Raw genomic sequence first — 17,507 nt, 5'->3', positions numbered from 1 at the left:
TGCTTGGCGGTCACCCGAGACCGTCGAACACATCGAACCGGGAGGAGACGAGAGAGATGACCACGACGCACGACGTGATCAACCCCGCGACCGAGGAGGTCGTCCGCACCGTCGAGCTCGCCTCGCTCGAGCAGACCGACGCAGCGATCGCCCGCGCCGCACAGGCGGCCCCGGCCTGGCGCGTCGTGAGCCCCGCCGACCGCGCGATGCTCCTGCGCCGCTTCTCCGACATCGTGGGGGAGCACCAGGAGGAGCTGGCCCTCCTCGAGGTCCAGAACGCCGGCCACACGATCGGCAACGCGCGGTGGGAGGCCGGCAACGTCCGCGACGTGCTCGCCTACTACGCCGGCGCGCCCGAGCGGAACTTCGGGCGCCAGATCCCCGTCGCTGGCGGTGTCGACCTGACCTTCCGCGAGCCGCTCGGCGTCGTCGGCATCATCGTGCCGTGGAACTTCCCCATGCCCATCGCCGGCTGGGGCTTCGCACCGGCTCTCGCGGCGGGCAACACGGTCGTGCTCAAGCCGGCCGAGCTCACGCCGCTGACGGCCGTACGCCTGGGGGAGCTCGCCCTCGAGGCCGGCATCCCCGAGGGTGTCCTCACGGTCGTGCCGGGTCGGGGCGACGTGGTGGGAGAGCGCTTCGTCACGCATCCCGACGTGCGGAAGGTCTGCTTCACCGGCTCGACGGCAGTCGGCCAGCGCATCATGCGTGGCGCCGCCGACCAGGTCAAGCGCGTGACTCTCGAGCTCGGCGGCAAGAGCGCCAATCTCGTCTTCGCCGACTCCGACCTCGAGCTCGCGGCCGCCCGGGCCCCCTACGGCGTCTTCGACAACGCCGGGCAGGACTGCTGCGCGCGCAGCCGGATCCTCGTGCAGCGCAGCGTCTTCGACACCTTCATGGAGCACTTCGAGAGGGCCGTGCGGGGTGTCGTCGTCACCGACCCCCGTGACGAGGCGGCCGAGATGGGACCGCTCATCAGCGCCGGCCAGCGCGACCGGGTCCGCTCCTACGTCGAGGACGCCGGAGGCGAGGTCGACGTCGCCTTCCGTGGCGAGGCGCCCGAGGGCGGCGGCTACTGGTACCCCGCGACCGTCGTCCTGCCGAGATCGACGAGCGACCGCGTCTGGCGGGAGGAGGTCTTCGGCCCCGTCGTGGCGGTCATGCCGTTCGACGACGAGGCCGACGCGGTCGCCAAGGCCAACGACACGGCATACGGCCTCTCGGGGTCGATCTGGACACGGGACCTGGCGCGCGGGCTGCGCGTGGCCCGCGCCGTCGAGGCCGGCAACCTCTCGGTCAACTCGCACAGCAGCGTGCGCTATTCGACCCCCTTCGGTGGCTTCAAGCAGAGCGGGATCGGGCGCGAGCTCGGCCCCGACGCGCTCGAGGCGTTCACCGAGGTCAAGAACGTCTTCATCGCGACCGACTGATCTTCGGCTCCCACACCCCTACACGCAGAACCACTGGGCTGGAAGGACATTCACATGGCAGGCAGGCTCGACGGCAAGGTTGCGGTCATCACCGGCGGGTGCTCGGGCATCGGCCTGGCGACGGCACGTCGGTTCGCCGAGGAGGGCGCCAAGGTCGTCATAGGCGACCTCGACGAGGCCAACGGGCCGCGGATCGCCGAGGAGGTGGGCGGTACGTTCGTGCGGGTCGACGTCGTGAGCAAGGCGGACGTCGACGCGCTCTTCCGGACCGCGAAGGAGACCTACGGCTCGGTCGACATCGCCTTCAACAACGCCGGCATCAGCCCGCCCGAGGACGACTCGATCCTCGACACCGACCTCGACGCCTGGCGCAGGGTGCAGGAGGTCAACCTGACGTCGGTGTACCTGTGCTGCAAGGCGGCGCTGCCCTACATGCTCGAGCAGGGCAGGGGCTCCATCATCAACACCGCCTCGTTCGTGGCCGTCATGGGCGCCGCCACCTCGCAGATCTCCTACAGCGCGAGCAAGGGCGGCGTGCTGTCGATGTCTCGCGAGCTCGGCGTCCAGTTCGCCCGCCAGGGCGTGCGCGTCAACGCCCTCTGCCCGGGCCCCGTGAACACGCCGCTGCTGCAGGAGCTGTTCGCCAAGGACGAGGAACGGGCCGCCCGCCGGCTCGTCCACGTGCCGATGGGCCGCTTCGGCGAGCCGGAGGAGATGGCCAACGCGGTGCTGTTCCTCGCCTCGGACGAGTCGAGCTTCATCACGGCGTCGACCTTCCTCGTGGACGGCGGCATCTCCGGTGCCTACGTGACTCCGCTCTGAGGTGGGGTAGGGGATGGTCATGGGTCGTCCTGTCATCGGCATCACCGCGTACGTCGAGCGAGCCTCGTGGGGCCACTGGGTCGACGTGCCCGGTGCGCTGGTGCCCCACCGCTACGTGCGGCAGGTGGAGGACGCCGGCGCGATCGCCGTGGTGGTGCCGCCGCGTCCCGATGCCGACGACGACACGGCCCTGGAGATCGTCGAGCGGCTCGACGGGGTGGTCCTCGCGGGGGGCGTGGACGTGGCGCCCGAGCTCTACGCCGACGAGCGGCACGCGTCTGTGCAGGCTTCGCGTCCCGACCGGGACTCCACCGAGCTGGCGATCGCCCGCGCGACGGCGGAGGCCGACCTGCCCGTCCTCGGCATCTGCCGTGGCATGCAGGTGATGGCCGTCGCTGCGGGCGGCCGGCTCGAGCAGCACCTGCCCGATCGCGTCGGACACGAGGAGCACTCACCGGGGCCCGCTACCTACGGCAGCCACCCGGTCCACATGGTCGCCGGCACGCGGCTCGCCGCGATCCTGGGCGAGGAGGTGGATGTGCCCAGCTACCACCACCAGTCGGTCCTGAGCCACCCCGGCTACGAGCCGTCGGCGTGGGCCCCGGACGGCACCCTCGAGGCGATGGAGGACCCCACCGCCTTCTTCCGGCTGGCCGTGCAGTGGCATCCGGAGGTCGGCACCGACCCGCGGCTGTTCCGTGCCCTCGTCGAGGCGGCCTCCAGCCGTCGTTAGTCACCGGTCGCGCGGGTCCACGATCCGGACCTGCGGTTCCGCCCGAGCCGCGGCAGCCCTACGGTGGGCGCGTGATGAAGCGACCCGTGCCCACCGGCACCCTCATTATCGAGTAGCGCGACGAGCACCCCTCGTCGCGCAGACCTCCCAACCCTGGGGGGTCTTTTTGTTTCCCGAGACACCCCGAGGGAGACCCGCGAAGGCCACCACCCCCGGCCGCCGCGACACGAGAAGAGACCGGACGCGACACCACACCCCGCGCCGACCGCCCTGACGGCGGTCGGCCGCATCCCCGAGATCGAGGACAATGAAGGTCATGGAAGCGCTGCACGTCTACGACACCACCCTGCGCGACGGCGCCCAGCAGGAGGGGCTCAACCTCTCGGTGTCCGACAAGCTGGCCATCGCCGCGCTGCTCGACGATCTCGGGGTCGACTTCATCGAGGGCGGCTGGCCCGGCGCGAACCCCAAGGACACCGAGTTCTTCGAGCGGGCTCGGACCGAGCTGCCCCTGCGGCACGCGACGCTGGCAGCCTTCGGCGCCACCCGACGGGCCGGCGGGGCTGCAGCGCATGACCCCCTGGTACGCGCCCTGCTCGACTCCGGGGCCTCCGTCGTCTGCCTCGTGGCCAAGTCGCACACCGGGCACGTGGAGCGGGCGCTGCGCACCACGCTCGAGGAGAACCTCGAGATGGTGCGCGACACCGTGAGCCACCTCGTCGGGCAGGGCCGCCGCGTCTTCGTGGACTGCGAGCACTTCTTCGACGGCTGGCGCCTCGACCGCGACTACGCGTTGTCCGTCGTGCGGACGGCGCACGACGCCGGTGCGGAGGTGGTGGTGCTCTGCGACACCAACGGCGGCATGCTCCCGCACCAGGTCGAGGAGGTCGTCGCCGACGTCATCGCCTCCACTGGGGCGCGGGTCGGTGCGCACTGCCACAACGACACCGGGTGCGCGGCTGCGAACTCCGTGGCCGCCGTGCGTGCCGGCGCGACCCACGTGCAGGGCACGGTCAACGGCTACGGCGAGCGCACCGGCAACGCCGACCTCGTCACCGTCGCGGCCAACCTCCAGCTCAAGCTCGGGCTCGAGGCGCTGGACCCCGACGCCCTGCGGCGGGCCATGCACATCGCGCACGCCGTGAGCGAGGTGACCAACGTCGCCGCCTACAGCCGCCAGCCGTATGTCGGCGCCAGCGCCTTCGCGCACAAGGCCGGCCTGCACGCGAGCGCCCTCAAGGTCGACCCCGACCTCTACCAGCACATGGACCCGGCCCTCGTCGGTAACGGCATGCGCACCCTGGTCTCCGACATGGCCGGCCGGGCGAGCATCGAGCTCAAGGCCCGGGAAGCGGGGCTCGACGTGTCCGACCGGCCCGACGTCGTCGCCTCGGTGCTCGCCGAGGTCAAGGAGCTCGAGCTGCGCGGCTGGACCTTCGACGCGGCCGACGCCACGGTCGAGCTGATGCTGCGCGAGGCACTAGAACCGGGCTGCACCGACTACTTCGAGGTCGAGTCCTGGCGCGTCATCACCGACTCGTCGGGCGACGGCGACGCGACGTCCGAGGCGACCGTCAAGCTGCGGGCCGGGGGCGCCCGCCTCATCGCCACCGGTGAGGGCAACGGTCCCGTCAACGCGCTCGACCACGCCCTCCGCGAGGCGCTCACCCGCGCGTACCCGGAGCTCGAGAAGATCGAGCTCATCGACTTCAAGGTGCGCATCCTCGATGCCTCCCACGGCACCGACGCGGTGACGCGAGTGCTCATCGAGACCTCCGACGGCGAGACGTCGTGGGACACCATCGGGGTGGCCGGATCGATCCTCGCCGCGTCGTGGCGGGCGCTCACCGACGGCATCGTCCACGGGCTGCTGCGTCAGGGTGTGCCCAGGCGCTGAGCCAGTCCCGGCAGCCAGGTGGGCGCAGCCGCGCGGAAGGCCGTCGGGTCGAGGCGTGGCGCCCCGAGCGGGACTGCCCCGAACAGTCCTTCGGGCAGGTCCGCGAGGTAGCGGCGGTTGGTCGTCTCGATGACGTCCGGGTCATCCGGCCATGCGCCGATGACGACTCCGAGCTGACGGATCGCTCTGTGCGACAGTGCCTCCCGGGTCAGCATGGTGTGGTTGAGCGTTCCCAGGGCGCTCCGCGCCACGACGAGTGCGGCCGCGTCGGGCAGTCCTCCCGCCAGGTCGGCCAGGGTCTCGCCCGCCTCCGTGAGCTCGACGAGCAGGCCGCCGGCGCCTTCCACGACGACGACGTAATGCTGCGCGGCGAGGTCGGTGACGAGCTCCAGGTGCTGGGCCAGCGTGGGCAGCCGCGTGCCCTCGAGCGCCGCGGCCGGCCCGGGCGCCATCGGCGCGCGCAGCCGCACCCCCTCCGACGTCCCCGCCCCGGTGAGCCGCTCGACCTCGGCCATGTCACCGGGCTCCCCGGGTGCCACACCGGTCTGCGTGGGCTTGTATGCCGTCACACGCAGTCCCGCCGCCAGCACCGTCGCGACGACCGCAGCCGTGACGACGGTCTTGCCCACGTCGGTGTCCGTCCCCGTGACGACGAGGACCCGGGGCAGCGGCCCGCTACTCATCCGCTGCGCCGGGCGGGGTGGCGAGGACCGACAGGAGGCCACGGGCAGGGGAGGGAGCGTCCCCTGCCCGTGGCCACCCGACGGTACCGGCCGACCCGCCGTCGCCCGGCGCCGCCGCGCGCCGGGCCACGAGTCGTGCCGCCTCGCGCAGGTCGCGTCCCGAGAGGTCAGCCCGGGCGGTGACGCGGAGCCGCGAGACGCCGTCGGGCACGCTCGGCGGCCGGAAGCAGCCGACGAGCACTCCCTCGGCACTCAGGTCCAGAGCAGCGGCGAGCGCAGCCTCCGGAGACGGCATCGGCAGTGACTGCACCGCGCCGGCCGCCTGCTCGATGCCGCAGATCCCCGCGATCGTGGCGGCGTTGGCCCGGACGGCTGCTGACAGAGACGGTTCGGCAGCGACGACATCGGCGGCGGCGCACGCGGCGGCGGCGGAGGCGGGAGCGAGGCCGGTGTCGAAGATGAAGCTGCGCGCGCTGTTCACGAGGTGGTGCCGGATCGCGGTGGGGCCGAGCACGGCTCCGCCCTGTGAGCCCAGGGCCTTCGAGAGCGTCAGCGTCACGACGACATCGCGGGAGCCCGCGAGACCCAGTTCGTGCACGAGGCCGCGACCGCCGCCGGCGACCCCGATGCCGTGGGCCTCGTCGACGACGAGCAGCGCACCGTGGCGGTGGCAGACCTCGACGAGCGCGCGCAGGGGGGCGGCGTCGCCGAGCACCGAGTAGATCGACTCGACGGCCACGACGACCCTGCGTCCGGCTCGTGCCGCGAGCTCACGGTCGAGCGCCGACGGGTCGTTGTGGGCGAACGTCGCGTACGGGACGCGCGACATGCGGGCGGCGTCGTGGAGCGAGGCATGGGCATGCGCGTCCAGCACGATCTCGGCTCCTCGCCCGCTGAGCGCCGTGAGCGCGCCGAGGTTGGCGGCATACCCGGTCGAGAAGGCCAGTCCGGCCGGCTGGCCGGTGAGTCGGCACAGGGCGGCCTCCAGGTCCCGGTGGACCGGGAGGGTCCCGGTGACGAGGCGGCTCGCGGTCGCCGACGCGCCGTAGCGGGCGAGCGCCTCGTGGGCAGCGGCCACGACCCGGGCGTCCCGGGCCAGGCCCAGGTAGTCGTTGGAGGCGAGGTCGAGGGGGTCGCGGGTCTCCGCCTGCGGACCGCCCTGGCGCAGCACGGCGTCGAAGCGGTCGATGCCCCGCTGTCTCCGCAGCTCGTCACGCTCCCTCAGCCAGGTGTCCCAGCCACTCATCCGTGCACCTCCGAGACGGCGCCGACGATGCCGTCGGCGATCAGTCGCACCTCGTCGTCGGTGCACACGTAGGGCGGCATCGTGTAGACGAGGTCGCGGAACGGGCGCACCCAGACGCCCCGCTGCAGCGCCGCCCGCGTGACCCGCCCCACGTCGACGGGGCGGGTCAGCTGCACGACACCCACCGCACCGAGGGCGCGGACGTCGGCGACGCAGGCAAGGCTGGCGGCGGGGGCCAGGTGCTCGGCCAGGATCCGGCCGACGCGCGGGACCTCCTCCTTCCAGCGGTCCTCGACGAGCTCTAGCGACGCGTTCGCGACGGCGCAGGCGAGGGGGTTGGCCATGAAGGTGGGCCCGTGCAGCAGGGCGCGGAACTGCGACCGGGTGATCGCCTCACCGACGTGTCGGGTCGTGAGGACCGCTGCGAGGGAGAGGTATCCGCCCGTCAGGGCCTTGCCGACGCACAGCACGTCGGGAGCGACGTCGGCCCACTCGGAGGCGAAGAGGCGGCCCGTGCGGCCGAAGCCGGTGGCGATCTCGTCGACGACCAGGAGCAGCTCGTGCTCGTCGGCGACCTCGCGCAGCACGCGCAGGCAGTCCGGGTGGTAGACGTGCATGCCGCCGGCGCCCTGCAGCACCGGTTCGACGACGACGCCGGCGAGCTCGTCCCGGTGGGTCCGCGCCAGGGCACGGACCTGCGCTGCCCAGGCCTCGAAGGCGAGGACGTCCGTCTCCCAGACCTGTTCACCGTCCGGGGTGGTGGCCAGCCGTGCGGCGGGCGGTCGCGGGGCGAACACCTGGCGAGCGAGGGCGCCGGGGAAGACGGAGTGCATCCCGTCGACCGGGTCGCACACGCTCATCGCGGCGAAGGTGTCGCCGTGGTATCCGCCGCGGACCGTCAGGAACCGCTGTCGCCCCGGACGGCCGCGCGCCGCCTGGTACTGCAGGCACAGCTTGAGGGCCACCTCGACCGACACCGACCCGGAGTCGGCGAAGAAGACGTGCGACATCGGGCCGGGAGCCGTGGCGGTCAGGCGCTCGGCGAGGCGGACCGCCGGCTCGTGGGTGAGCCCCCCGAACATGACGTGGCTGAAGCGGTCGAGCTGCTCGTGCGCGGCCGCGTCGAGGGTCGGGTTGCGGTAGCCGTGCACCGTGCACCACCACGACGCCATCGCGTCCACGGCCTCGTGGCGGGCGCCGTCAGGGGCTCGCAGGGTCAGCCGCACACCCGAGGCGCCCTCGACGGCATACGGCTCCGGACCGTCCAGGGGTGCGTAGGGGTGCCAGACCAGCCCGCGGTCGCGCGCCGCGAGCGGGGACCCCGGGGGCTCAGGCATTGGCGGGGACGTCCGTGCCCGCGCCGCGGCGACGCTTGGCAGGGTCGTGGTGCCGTTCGGGGGAGGGCGTCACACCTGTCGCCGCGTCGTCGGCACCGAGGACGACGAAGCCGTTGTCCCGGATCAGCTCGAGATCGGCCTCGGCGGCCTGTCCCTCGGACGTGAGGTAGTCGCCGAGGAAGATTGAGTTCGCGACGTGGAGGGCGATCCCCTGGAGCGAGCGCAGGTGCATCTCCCGGCCACCGGCGATGCGGATCTCCCTGTCAGGACAGACGATTCGGGCCATGGCGAGGATGCGCAGGCAGCGCCCGGGGGTCAGCTCCCAGGTGCCCTCGAGGGGTGTGCCGTCGAACGGCATGAGGAAGTTGACCGGGATCGAGTCCGAGCCGAGGTCGCGCAGGGCGAACAGCGCCTCGACGAGCTGCTCGTCGCTCTCGCCGAGTCCTGCGATGAGGCCCGAGCACGGTGACAGCCCGGCGTCCCGCGCGCGGTTCACCGTGTCGACGCGGTCGGCGTAGGTGTGGGTCGTGACGATGTCGTCGTGGTGCGACTGTGCCGTGTTGAGGTTGTGGTTGTACGCGTCGACGCCGGCGGCGCGCAGTCGGTCGGCCTGGCCGTCCTTGAGCAGCCCGAGGCAGGCGCACACCTCGACGTCCGGGTGCTCCTGCTTGAGGGCGCCCACCATGCCGGCCACACGGTCGACGTCGCGGTCGGTCGGGCCGCGTCCGCTCGAGACCATGCAGATCCGGGTGGCGCCCCCGCGCAGGCCCGCAGCCGCCTGCTCGACCGCCTCGTCGGCGCGCAGCCACGTGTACTTCAGGATGTCGGCCCCGGAGCCGAGCCGCTGCGAGCAGTAGTGGCAGTCCTCGGGGCAGAGCCCGGACTTGAGGTTGACGAGGTAGTTGACCTTGACGGTGTTGCCGAAGTGCTTGCGACGCAGGCGTGCTGCGGCCGCGACGACCTCGAGGAGCTCCTCGTCCGGGGCTTGCAGCACGTCCAGCGCCTGGCTCTCGGTTGCCGGCCTCCCTGCCAGGACGGCGTCGGCGAGGGCGTCGTGTCGGCTGGCCATTGAATCTCCTTGCACGCGGCGCTGAACGGTGTTCAACTGAACGGCGTTCAGTATGCCGAGCCGCTAGGCTCGGCTGTCAACCAGGGGTTCGCAAGGGGACCGCCGGAACAGGGGAGCCCGTGGCACTCAGCAGGGACCAGGTCGTGGCGACCGCGGTCGACCTGCTGCGCCGCTACGGTCTCGGCGACCTGACGATGCGCCGCCTCGCCCGTGAGCTCGGCGTCGCGCCGGGCGCCCTCTACTGGCACGTCGCCAACAAGCAGGAGCTCCTCGTCGAGGTGGCAGACGCCTTGCTGGCCGAGATCCCCGTCCCTTCTCCCGAGAGGCCGCCCGAGGACGCTCTCGCGGGGCTCGCCGTGACCATCCGTGAGGTCCTCGTGCAGGTCCCCGACGCGGCCGACGTCGTCGGGCTCGCGTATGCCGTGGAGCCGGGTGCCACGCGCGCGCTCCGTGAGCTGGGCCGCCTCGTCTACGACGCCGGCGTGCCGGCCTCCGAACGTGACGAGGTGGCCGCCCTTGTCGTCCACCACGTCCTCGGTTCCGTTGCGGGAGAACAGAACCGGCGGCTTGCCGCACGAGCAGACCCGGACCTGCCACCGCCTGACTCGGCCGGCGAGGCGAAGGCGTTCGAGGTGGGGCTGGCGGTCATCCTCCGTGGGCTGGAGCGGTCGCGCTGAGCCGACGACGGACGCGCGGCCCTCCGTACGCCGTTCAGGTGCCACAGACTGGTCGCATGCCCCTGCGAACGACGAAGCACTGGTTCGGCGTCGTGCTCGACGCACCGGACGCATCCGCCCTCGCGCACTTCTACCAGCGCCTGCTCGGGTGGCGCCTCTACAAGGACACGCCCAGCTGGGCCACCCTCGCTCCGTCCGAGACGGCCGGCTACAACCTCTCCTTCCAGACGGAGCCCAACTACGTGCGCCCGGTGTGGCCGAGCGAGCCGGGTGAGCCGCTGATGATGCTGCACCTCGACCTCGAGGTCGACGACCTGGCGCAGGCGGTCGCGTATGCCGTCGAGGTCGGTGCGCAGCTCGCCTCCTACCAGCCGCAGGAGGACGTACGGGTGATGCTGGACCCGGCCGGGCATCCGTTCTGCCTCTACGTCGTTACGCAGGACTGAGCGCGCCCGGCCCTGTGTGGGAGGGGTTGTGGACCGTCGCTCAGGACTGTCGGACCTCCCGTCTAGAGTCGTACACATGTTCGATGATGCGCTGCTCGAGACGACCGAGGGCCTGGCGGCTCTCGTGTCGGCGCTCGCGCGGGTTGGGGCGGGCGGCGGCCGTGGCGCCAAGCGCGCGGGCGTGTCGTCGGACCAGGAGCGGGTGGACCAGCTGGGGGTGTTGGAGCGGGTCAAGGCGGCGGTGGCGGCGGCGCAGGTGCGGGTGACGGCGGCGTTCGTGGACTCGCAGGAGCAGGTGGCGCTGGCGTGGCGGGAGCGGGCGCGGGCGTGCTCGGACGCGGGGGACTTCGCGGGTTGACGCGCCGCCCGAGACCAGGCCCGGGCGGCCTCGCTCGCCGATGACGAGGGGCAGGCATCGGACGTGGCTGGGAGCGCGGCTGGGGCTGAGGCGCGACGCCGGCGGCCGGCGGGGATGGCCGGGGTGGCGGCGCAGGTGGCGTTGGCTCGGCGGGAGTCGCCGGTGCAGGGAGCGTCGCACGTGCGGCTCGCGCTGGCGTTGTGCCGGGAGATGCCGCACACGTTGGCGGCGCTGGAGGCTGGGGAGCTGAGCGAGTGGCGGGCGCAGATCATCGTGCGGGAGACCGCGACCCTGACGAGTGGGCAGCGGTCGCTGGTCGATGCGGAGGTCGTGGGTGACCCGGCTCACCCGGTGGGCATGCTCGGAGACCGGGAGCTGGCGCGGCGGGTGCGGGCGGTGGCGTACCGGATCGATGCCGCCTCGGTGCTGGCGCGAGCCGCGAAGGCGCAGGCGGATCGTCGGGTGAGCCTGCGCCCGGCGCCGGACACGATGGCGTACCTGACGGCGTTGCTGCCGGTCGCGCAGGCGGTCGCGGCGCACGCCGCGTTGACGGCCGCGGCGGACGCGGCCCGGGCGGCCGGCGATGAGCGGGGCAAGGGCCAGGTGATGGCCGACACCCTCGTGGCCAGGGTCACCGGGCAGGCCACGGCGGAGGCGGTGCCGGTCGAGGTGCAGCTGGTCATGAGTGCCGGGGCGCTGCTGGCCGGGGACGACACTCCGGCGCAGGTCGTGGGCTACGGCACGGTCCCGGCGCAGTGGGCCCGTGACCTGCTCACCCCGCCCGGCATGCCGGACCCGTGCGGATGCGGCACCACGCCCGGTGCCGCCCGTGCCGCGGGTGCCGCCCGTGCCGCGGGTGCCGCCCGTGCCGCCCGTGCCGCCCGTGCCGACACGGGGTCGGCGGACCGTGCGGCGCTCACTGCCTCTGCGCCGCAGGGAGACGGGGCGGACGCGGCGCGGGTGTGGCTGCGGCGGTTGTTCACGCACCCGGTGACCGGGTCGCTCGTGGCGATGGACTCGGTGCGCCGGGTCTTCGACGGCGGGTTGCGCCGGTACCTGCTGGCCCGGGACGCCGGAACGTGCCGCACCCCGTGGTGCGACGCCCCGGCCCGGCACCTGGACCACGTCCACGACCACGCCGACGGCGGCGCCACCAGTGCGGCCAACGGGCAGGGGCTGTGCGTGCGGTGCAACCTGACCAAGCAGCTTCCCGGCTTCACCGCCGCCACCGTCACCGGCGAGGAGCCCGGCGCCCGCACACCGTCGTCACGACGACCCCGACCGGGCACAGGTACACCTCACAGGCGCCGCCCCTGCTCCCCGGACTGCTCCATCCTGAACCACCGGAACGAACGGAACAGGACCAGCCGCCAGATCTGCTGGACCTGGACTCGTCGAGTCCCCTTGAACGCGTCCTCGCGCTCGCCCTCGCGGCCTGAACCGCAAGGAGTCCTCGGTCCCGTTGCGGGCGGCGAAGCCGCGAGGCAGCGCCGGGCGCCCGCTCAGGTTGCAGCTCGAAGCGGGCTTTCCATGGAGGTCACGCGGTCGATGGCCTCGACCAGCCGCTCGCGCAGCACCTGCCCGCGGGCCGAGAAGCCGCGCTGCTCGGCGGCATACTGCGCCTTGCCTTCCGACGTCTCGATTCGCACCGGCTCGTAGCCGAGCTCGCGAAGGTCGTACGGCGCGGCCCGCATGTCGAGCGACCGGATGTCCCACGCCAGCTCGAAGCAGTCCATGACGAGGTCGCTCGGCACCGCCGGAACCAGCTTGTGCGCCCACTTGTAGAGGTCCATCCCGGCGTGGAGGCAGCCCGGCTGCTCCAGGTCCGGCTGCGAGTCGCGGGTCGGCCTGAGAGCGTTGCGCGGCGCCGCCTCCGGGGTGAAGAAGCGGTAGGCATCGAAGTGCGAGCAGGCAACCTGGTGGCTCTCAACGACAGCATCCGTCCCCGCCGCCCCCAACCGCAGCGGCCAGCCGGAGTGCCGCACGTCCGAGGGATCCAGCCGGTACACCATGGCCCACTCATGCAGCCCGAAGCAGCCGAAGCGCGCCGGACGCCCTGCCGTCCGGACGAGCAGGTCGCGGACGAACCGCAGCGTGTCACCGCGCGCCGACACGAACGCAGCCACGTCCATGGAGACCCGGTCACCCTCGACCGCGTAGAACCGCCAGTCCCGGTGTGGCGCCTGCGCCGCGCCCGCCAACGCCGTCCCCGCGCCGGGGTGCCAGCGACGCAGCTGTGCCGGCTTGTAGGAGTAGTAGGTGAAGAGGAAGTCCTCGACCGGGTGCTTGCGGTGGTCGCGGCGACGGCCGAGGTGCGCAGCCGTGGCCGCATCGACCCGCGCCTCGTGCGCCGCCGTCCGCTCTCGCCACACCGCCTCGTCCAGGACCTGCACCCCCCGAGGGTAGGGGAGGCGCACGGGCGAGCCACAACCGTGCGGCAGCGGACGACGCACGCCACGACGACCGCGGACCCGTCCCACGGCATACGCTCGGTCCCGTGCTCGCCGCCGAGTGGTACCTCACCGCCCACGAACGGGGCAACCCGTCGACCCGCCTTGACCGCCGCCACCGCGACGGGCGCGCCTGGACGGAGGGCAATTTCGTCACGCCGCTCGTCCACGGCAAGGCCTACTTCTCGGCCCTCGCCGAGCGGGTCTCGCAGATGGAGCGGGGCGACCTGCTGCTCTTCGTGGACTGGCGCGGCGACCCCGACGAGCGGCTGACCGGCGAGCCCGGCAGCGAGGTCGCCTCCCTCTTCGCCGACGCAGCCCGCCGGGGCGTCGACGTCCGCGGTCTTGTCTGGCGCTCCCACTGGGACAAGCTCGCGTTCTCGGCGGACGAGAACCGCCACCTCGGCGAGGACGTCAACGCGGCCGGCGGCGAGTGCGTGCTCGACATGCGGGTGCGCCTCGGCGGCTCCCACCACCAGAAGTTCGTCGTACTGCGACACCCCGGACGACCGGCGCTCGACATCGCTTTCCTCGGTGGGATCGACCTGTGCCACAGCCGGCGCGATGACTCCTCCCACGCCGGAGACCCCCAACCCCAGACCATGGCGAAGGTCTACGGCCCCCGGCCGCCCTGGCACGACGTGCAGCTCGCCATCACCGGTCCGGCGGTCGGCGACGTCGAGACGGTCTTCCGCGAGCGCTGGGACGACCCGCAGGCGCTCAGCCGGTCGCCCATCCGCTGGGCCCTCGACGCGGCTCACGGTGACCGTCAACCCCGTCGCCCGCTGCCGGCGCAGCTACCGGATCCCGCGCCCACGGGTCCGCACCCCGTCCAGCTGCTGCGCACCTACGGCCACCGCCTCGGCGGCTATCCCTTCGCACCACGCGGTGAGCGCAGTGTCGCCCGCGCCTACGCCAAGGCCTTCGGCCGAGCCCGCCACCTCATCTACCTCGAGGACCAGTACCTCTGGTCCGCCGAGGTGTGCGCGCAGCTCGTCGCGGCCCTGCGCCGAGCGCCCGAGCTGCGTCTCGTCGCCGTGCTGCCACACCAGCCGGACCAGGACGGCGCCCTGAGCTATGCGCCGAACCTCGTGAGCCGGGCACGGCTCCTCGATGAGCTGCACGCCGCCGCGCCCGGCCGGGTCGCGGCCTACGGCGCTGAGAACCCCGACGGGACCCCGGTCTACGTGCACGCCAAGGTCTGCGTCGTGGACGACCAGTGGGTCACCGTCGGCTCCGACAACTTCAACCGCCGGTCCTGGACGCATGACTCCGAGCTGTCCGCCGCCGTCGCCCACCCGGAGTTCGCCCGCGACCTGCGCCAGGAGCTCGCGCGTGAGCACCTCGGCACCGACGCAGACCTCCCGCTCGAGGACCACTTCGACGCGTATGCCGCCAGCGCCCGGGCGCTGGCCTGCTGGCACCGCGCCCCGGCCGGCTCACCCCGACCGCCCGGGCGGCTGCGTCCCCTCGCCAACCCGGAGCAGAGCCGGCTCACCCGGCTGTGGGCCGACCCCTTCTACCGCCTCGTCTACGACCCCGACGGCAGGCCTCTGGACCTGCGCCTGCGCCGCACCTTCTGACGCGCGACCGCCCGCCCGTCGCCGCGTCCCCGCGTCGTAGGGTGGGGCGCGTGCGCATCGCGAGGTACACGACCGGGGACGACCCGGCATACGGCATCGTCCAGGGCGACCCCGGGGGCGAGGTGATCACGCCGCTCGCCGGAGACCCCCTCTACGTCGGGCTCCAGCCCAGCGGGCAGCCGCCGGTCATGCTGGAGGACGTGCGCCTGCTGGCGCCGGTGATCCCGCGCTCGAAGATCGTGGCGATCGGCAAGAACTACGCCGACCACGCCAAGGAGATGGGTGGCGAGGCGCCGGCCGAGCCGATGATGTTCTTCAAGCCCAACACCTCGGTCGTGGGTCCGTTCGACCCCGTCGTCATGCCCGCCGGCAGCAACGAGATCTCCTACGAGGGCGAGCTCGCGGTCGTCATCAAGACGATCACCAAGGGTGTCAAGGCTGAGAACGCCGCCGACTGCATCTACGGCTACACGGTCGCCAACGACGTCACGGCGCGCGACTGGCAGCGCACCGACGGGCAGTGGGCCCGCGCCAAGGGCTTCGACACGAGCTGTCCGCTCGGCCCGTGGGTCGAGACCGAGCTCGACCCGGCCGACCTGAGGATCGTCACGACCCTCGACGGGGAGGTGAAGCAGGACGGCACCACGGCCGACATGGTCCACGGCATCGCCGCGATCATCGAGTACGCGTCCGCGGCCTTCACCCTGCTGCCCGGCGACGTCATCCTGACCGGCACCCCGGCCGGCGTCGGCCTCGTCGAGGCCGGCCAGCAGGTCACTGTGGAGATCGCCGGAATCGGCTCGCTCACCAACACCTTCGTCCGTCGCTGAGCCTCCCGGCCGATAGGGTCGAGACCATGAGCAACGACGACATCACTGCCGCCGCCGACGCCCACGACACGACCCGGGACGAGGGCTACGTCGGTCGCCACGCCCGGCCCGGGGCCCCCGACCAGGGTCCTGACGGGGACGCCACCTACGACGCGAAGCACGATCACGTCGAGGGCCCTCCCGGCGCCGCGCAGCGCTGACCCCCTCGCGCGCCCAGCGGAGCATTGGACGCCGCCCAGCCGATCACGCTGGGCGGCGTCTCCGCGTCCCGGTCTCCGGGAGGCGCCCACTAGGCTGGGTCGCACCATGAGCGACAACAGCAGCAGCACCGGTATGCCGTCTTCTCCCGTCAGCGCCGCCGTTCCCGACCCGCTGGACCCGACGCAGGTCGAGGTTCGCACCGAGCAGGCGCAGCGCGTCTCCACCTCCGACGGCTCCGGCCCGGTCCGCACCCGCGTGGCACCCTCGCCGACCGGCGACCCGCACGTCGGCACGGCGTACATGTCGCTGTTCAACCTCGCCTTCACCCGACAGCAGGGCGGCCAGTTCGTCCTGCGCGTCGAGGACACCGACCGGGTGCGCTTCCGTGAGGACAGCGAGGCGCAGCTCTATGACACCCTCGCGTGGCTCGGCCTGCACTGGGACGAGGGGCCCGACATCGGCGGCCCCTTCGAGCCGTACCGCCAGAGCGAGCGGCTCGACACCTACCGCCCGTACGTCGAGCGGCTCATCGAGGCCGGTCACGCGTACTACTGCTGGTGCTCCAAGGAGCGCCTCGACGAGATGCGCGAGATCCAGCAGAAGACGAAGCAGCCGACGGGCTACGACCGTCTCTGCCTCGGCAAGACCCGCGAGGAGCGGGCAGCGCTGCCCGGCTTCACCGAGACGCCCGTCGTGCGGATGCTCATCCCCGACGACGCGCCCCTCGTCTTCGACGACGTCATCCGTGGCAGGGTCTCGGCCCCGCGCCCCGACGACCAGGTGATCCTCAAGGCCGACGGCTTCCCGACCTACCACCTGGCCGTCGTCGTCGACGACCACCTCATGGGCATCACGCACGTCGTGCGAGGCGAGGAGTGGATCAGCTCGACGCCGAAGCACATCCTGCTCTACCGCTGGCTGGGGCTCGAGCCGCCGAAGTTCGCGCACATGCCGCTGCTGCGCAACACCGACAAGTCGAAGATCTCCAAGCGGAAGAACCCCGCCGCTCGGCTCACGTGGTTCCGCGAGCAGGGCTACCTGCCCGAGGCGCTCGTGAACTTCCTTGCGCTGCTTGCCTACCCGCCGCAGCAGGACGCGGAGGGCAACGACGTCGAGGTCTTCACCTTCGAGGACTTCAGCCGCACCTTCGACTGGGCCAAGGTCAACCCGATCGGGCCGATCTTCGACCTCAAGAAGCTCGACTGGCTCAACGGCGTCTACATCCGCTCGCTCGAGCTCGGTGACTTCGCCGGCCGCCTGCTGCCCTACCTCGTGGCCGAGGGCGTCCTCGGCGAGACCCAGTCGCTGGGTGAGCTCGCCCGGCTCAAGTCCGTCGCCGAGCTCATCCAGACCCGCATCGCGCTGCTCACCGAGGCGCCGGCGCTGGTCCGGCCCTTCTTCGTCGCCGACGACGCGCTCGTCATCGACGACGACGCCCGGGCCCAGCTCAAGGACGACGCGCCGGCCGTGCTCGACGCCGCCCTGAAGGCGCTCGGCGACATCGACGACCAGGGGTCCGGCCTGCTCGGCAGCGAGAGCGGCTGGACCGCCGCCCGCATCGAGGAGGCGCTGCGCACCGCCATCGTCGAGGGGCTCGGCATCAAGCCGCGGTTCGCGTTCGGGCCGCTGCGCACCGCGGTGTCCGGCGCACGCATCTCGCCGCCGCTCTTCGAGTCGATGGAGATCCTGGGCAAGACCTCGACGCTGGCCCGCCTGCGGTCGCTGCGCGAGTCGCTCTGAGGGTG

General features: G+C 72.5%; 16 protein-coding genes and 1 pseudogene. 12 read left to right on the top strand and 5 right to left on the bottom strand.

Going from position 1 to position 17,507, the window contains the following annotated elements; translation table 11 throughout:
* Positions 1-56 precede the first annotated feature (56 nt).
* From LQK93_RS02460 to cimA, 4 genes are all read left to right on the top strand, one after another.
* Complete coding sequence (locus LQK93_RS02460; RefSeq protein ID WP_374969991.1) at positions 57-1,430, top strand: aldehyde dehydrogenase family protein; 1,374 nt, start codon at positions 57-59, stop codon at positions 1,428-1,430.
* A 54-nt stretch (positions 1,431-1,484) separates the two neighbouring features.
* Entirely contained in the window at positions 1,485-2,252 is a 768-nt protein-coding gene (locus tag LQK93_RS02455) for a 3-oxoacyl-ACP reductase (protein ID WP_374969990.1), read from the top strand.
* Between the two features lie 19 nt (positions 2,253-2,271).
* Positions 2,272-2,985: a gamma-glutamyl-gamma-aminobutyrate hydrolase family protein gene (locus LQK93_RS02450; RefSeq protein ID WP_374969989.1), complete on the top strand. Its 714-nt coding sequence runs from the start codon at positions 2,272-2,274 to the stop codon at positions 2,983-2,985.
* Positions 2,986-3,301: 316 nt separating this feature from the next.
* A complete protein-coding gene (gene cimA / locus LQK93_RS02445) occupies positions 3,302-4,882 on the top strand; it encodes a citramalate synthase (protein WP_374969988.1) in 1,581 nt (526 codons plus the stop codon).
* On the opposite strand, the gene bioD is transcribed toward cimA, so the two are convergent.
* The 4 genes from bioD to bioB are packed head-to-tail and all read right to left on the bottom strand — an operon-like array spanning position 4,861 to position 9,217.
* Positions 4,861-5,565: a dethiobiotin synthase gene (gene bioD, locus LQK93_RS02440; RefSeq protein ID WP_374969987.1), complete on the bottom strand. Its 705-nt coding sequence runs from the start codon at positions 5,563-5,565 to the stop codon at positions 4,861-4,863. The genes cimA and bioD overlap by 22 nt on opposite strands.
* A complete protein-coding gene (locus LQK93_RS02435; RefSeq protein WP_374969986.1) occupies positions 5,558-6,811 on the bottom strand; it encodes an aminotransferase class I/II-fold pyridoxal phosphate-dependent enzyme in 1,254 nt (417 codons plus the stop codon). Before LQK93_RS02435 ends, bioD begins: the two co-directional genes overlap by 8 nt.
* Entirely contained in the window at positions 6,808-8,148 is a 1,341-nt protein-coding gene (gene bioA, locus LQK93_RS02430) for an adenosylmethionine--8-amino-7-oxononanoate transaminase (RefSeq protein ID WP_374969985.1), read from the bottom strand. Before bioA ends, LQK93_RS02435 begins: the two co-directional genes overlap by 4 nt.
* The gene (bioB, locus tag LQK93_RS02425) at positions 8,141-9,217 is read right to left on the bottom strand and encodes a biotin synthase BioB (protein ID WP_374969984.1); all 1,077 of its coding nucleotides are present in this window, start codon (positions 9,215-9,217) and stop codon (positions 8,141-8,143) included. Before bioB ends, bioA begins: the two co-directional genes overlap by 8 nt.
* 119 nt (positions 9,218-9,336) lie before the next feature.
* Between bioB and LQK93_RS02420 the strand changes: the two genes are divergently transcribed.
* From LQK93_RS02420 to LQK93_RS02405, 4 genes and pseudogenes are all read left to right on the top strand, one after another.
* Entirely contained in the window at positions 9,337-9,894 is a 558-nt protein-coding gene (locus LQK93_RS02420) for a TetR family transcriptional regulator (protein ID WP_374969983.1), read from the top strand.
* 56 nt (positions 9,895-9,950) lie between these two features.
* The gene (locus LQK93_RS02415; protein WP_374969982.1) at positions 9,951-10,340 is read left to right on the top strand and encodes a VOC family protein; all 390 of its coding nucleotides are present in this window, start codon (positions 9,951-9,953) and stop codon (positions 10,338-10,340) included.
* 76 nt (positions 10,341-10,416) lie between these two features.
* Positions 10,417-10,698 carry a hypothetical protein gene (locus LQK93_RS02410; protein WP_374969981.1) on the top strand — a complete coding sequence of 94 codons (282 nt, stop codon included), beginning with the start codon at positions 10,417-10,419 and terminating at the stop codon, positions 10,696-10,698.
* Between the two features lie 63 nt (positions 10,699-10,761).
* Positions 10,762-11,349, top strand: a pseudogene (locus tag LQK93_RS02405) (DUF222 domain-containing protein); the annotation flags it as partial.
* A gap of 851 nt (positions 11,350-12,200) precedes the next feature.
* Here LQK93_RS02405 and LQK93_RS02400 read toward each other — a convergent pair.
* Positions 12,201-13,091, bottom strand: a complete 891-nt coding sequence (locus tag LQK93_RS02400) for a 3-methyladenine DNA glycosylase (protein WP_374969980.1) — start codon at positions 13,089-13,091, stop codon at positions 12,201-12,203.
* Positions 13,092-13,195: 104 nt separating this feature from the next.
* On the opposite strand from LQK93_RS02400, the gene LQK93_RS02395 reads away from it, so the two are divergent.
* The 4 genes from LQK93_RS02395 (at position 13,196) to gltX (ending at position 17,502) form a co-directional block, all read left to right on the top strand.
* On the top strand, positions 13,196-14,731 hold the full coding sequence (locus LQK93_RS02395; protein WP_374969979.1) for a phospholipase D family protein: 1,536 nt from the start codon (positions 13,196-13,198) through the stop codon (positions 14,729-14,731).
* Between the two features lie 50 nt (positions 14,732-14,781).
* Positions 14,782-15,561: a fumarylacetoacetate hydrolase family protein gene (locus LQK93_RS02390; protein WP_374969978.1), complete on the top strand. Its 780-nt coding sequence runs from the start codon at positions 14,782-14,784 to the stop codon at positions 15,559-15,561.
* A 26-nt stretch (positions 15,562-15,587) separates the two neighbouring features.
* On the top strand, positions 15,588-15,761 hold the full coding sequence (locus LQK93_RS02385) for a hypothetical protein (RefSeq protein ID WP_374969977.1): 174 nt from the start codon (positions 15,588-15,590) through the stop codon (positions 15,759-15,761).
* 106 nt (positions 15,762-15,867) lie between these two features.
* Positions 15,868-17,502: a glutamate--tRNA ligase gene (gene gltX / locus LQK93_RS02380; RefSeq protein WP_374969976.1), complete on the top strand. Its 1,635-nt coding sequence runs from the start codon at positions 15,868-15,870 to the stop codon at positions 17,500-17,502.
* Positions 17,503-17,507: the final 5 nt, after the last annotated feature.

This window comes from Terrabacter sp. BE26, from assembly GCF_041941675.1.
Lineage (GTDB): Bacteria > Actinomycetota > Actinomycetes > Actinomycetales > Dermatophilaceae > Terrabacter.
The sequence above is the reverse complement of the archived record's forward strand: the minus strand, read 5'-3'. Positions and strand labels throughout refer to the sequence as shown.

Excerpts from the sequence above, each read along its gene's own strand:
- LQK93_RS02460 (WP_374969991.1), top strand. The coding sequence starts at position 57 with ATGACCACGACGCACGACGTGATCAACCCCGCGACCGAGGAGGTCGTC.
- LQK93_RS02455 (WP_374969990.1), top strand. The coding sequence starts at position 1,485 with ATGGCAGGCAGGCTCGACGGCAAGGTTGCGGTCATCACCGGCGGGTGC.
- LQK93_RS02450 (WP_374969989.1), top strand. The coding sequence starts at position 2,272 with ATGGGTCGTCCTGTCATCGGCATCACCGCGTACGTCGAGCGAGCCTCG.
- cimA (WP_374969988.1), top strand. The coding sequence starts at position 3,302 with ATGGAAGCGCTGCACGTCTACGACACCACCCTGCGCGACGGCGCCCAG.
- bioD (WP_374969987.1), bottom strand. The coding sequence starts at position 5,565 with ATGAGTAGCGGGCCGCTGCCCCGGGTCCTCGTCGTCACGGGGACGGAC.
- LQK93_RS02435 (WP_374969986.1), bottom strand. The coding sequence starts at position 6,811 with ATGAGTGGCTGGGACACCTGGCTGAGGGAGCGTGACGAGCTGCGGAGA.
- bioA (WP_374969985.1), bottom strand. The coding sequence starts at position 8,148 with ATGCCTGAGCCCCCGGGGTCCCCGCTCGCGGCGCGCGACCGCGGGCTG.
- bioB (WP_374969984.1), bottom strand. The coding sequence starts at position 9,217 with ATGGCCAGCCGACACGACGCCCTCGCCGACGCCGTCCTGGCAGGGAGG.
- LQK93_RS02415 (WP_374969982.1), top strand. The coding sequence starts at position 9,951 with ATGCCCCTGCGAACGACGAAGCACTGGTTCGGCGTCGTGCTCGACGCA.
- LQK93_RS02410 (WP_374969981.1), top strand. The coding sequence starts at position 10,417 with ATGTTCGATGATGCGCTGCTCGAGACGACCGAGGGCCTGGCGGCTCTC.
- LQK93_RS02385 (WP_374969977.1), top strand. The coding sequence starts at position 15,588 with ATGAGCAACGACGACATCACTGCCGCCGCCGACGCCCACGACACGACC.
- gltX (WP_374969976.1), top strand. The coding sequence starts at position 15,868 with ATGAGCGACAACAGCAGCAGCACCGGTATGCCGTCTTCTCCCGTCAGC.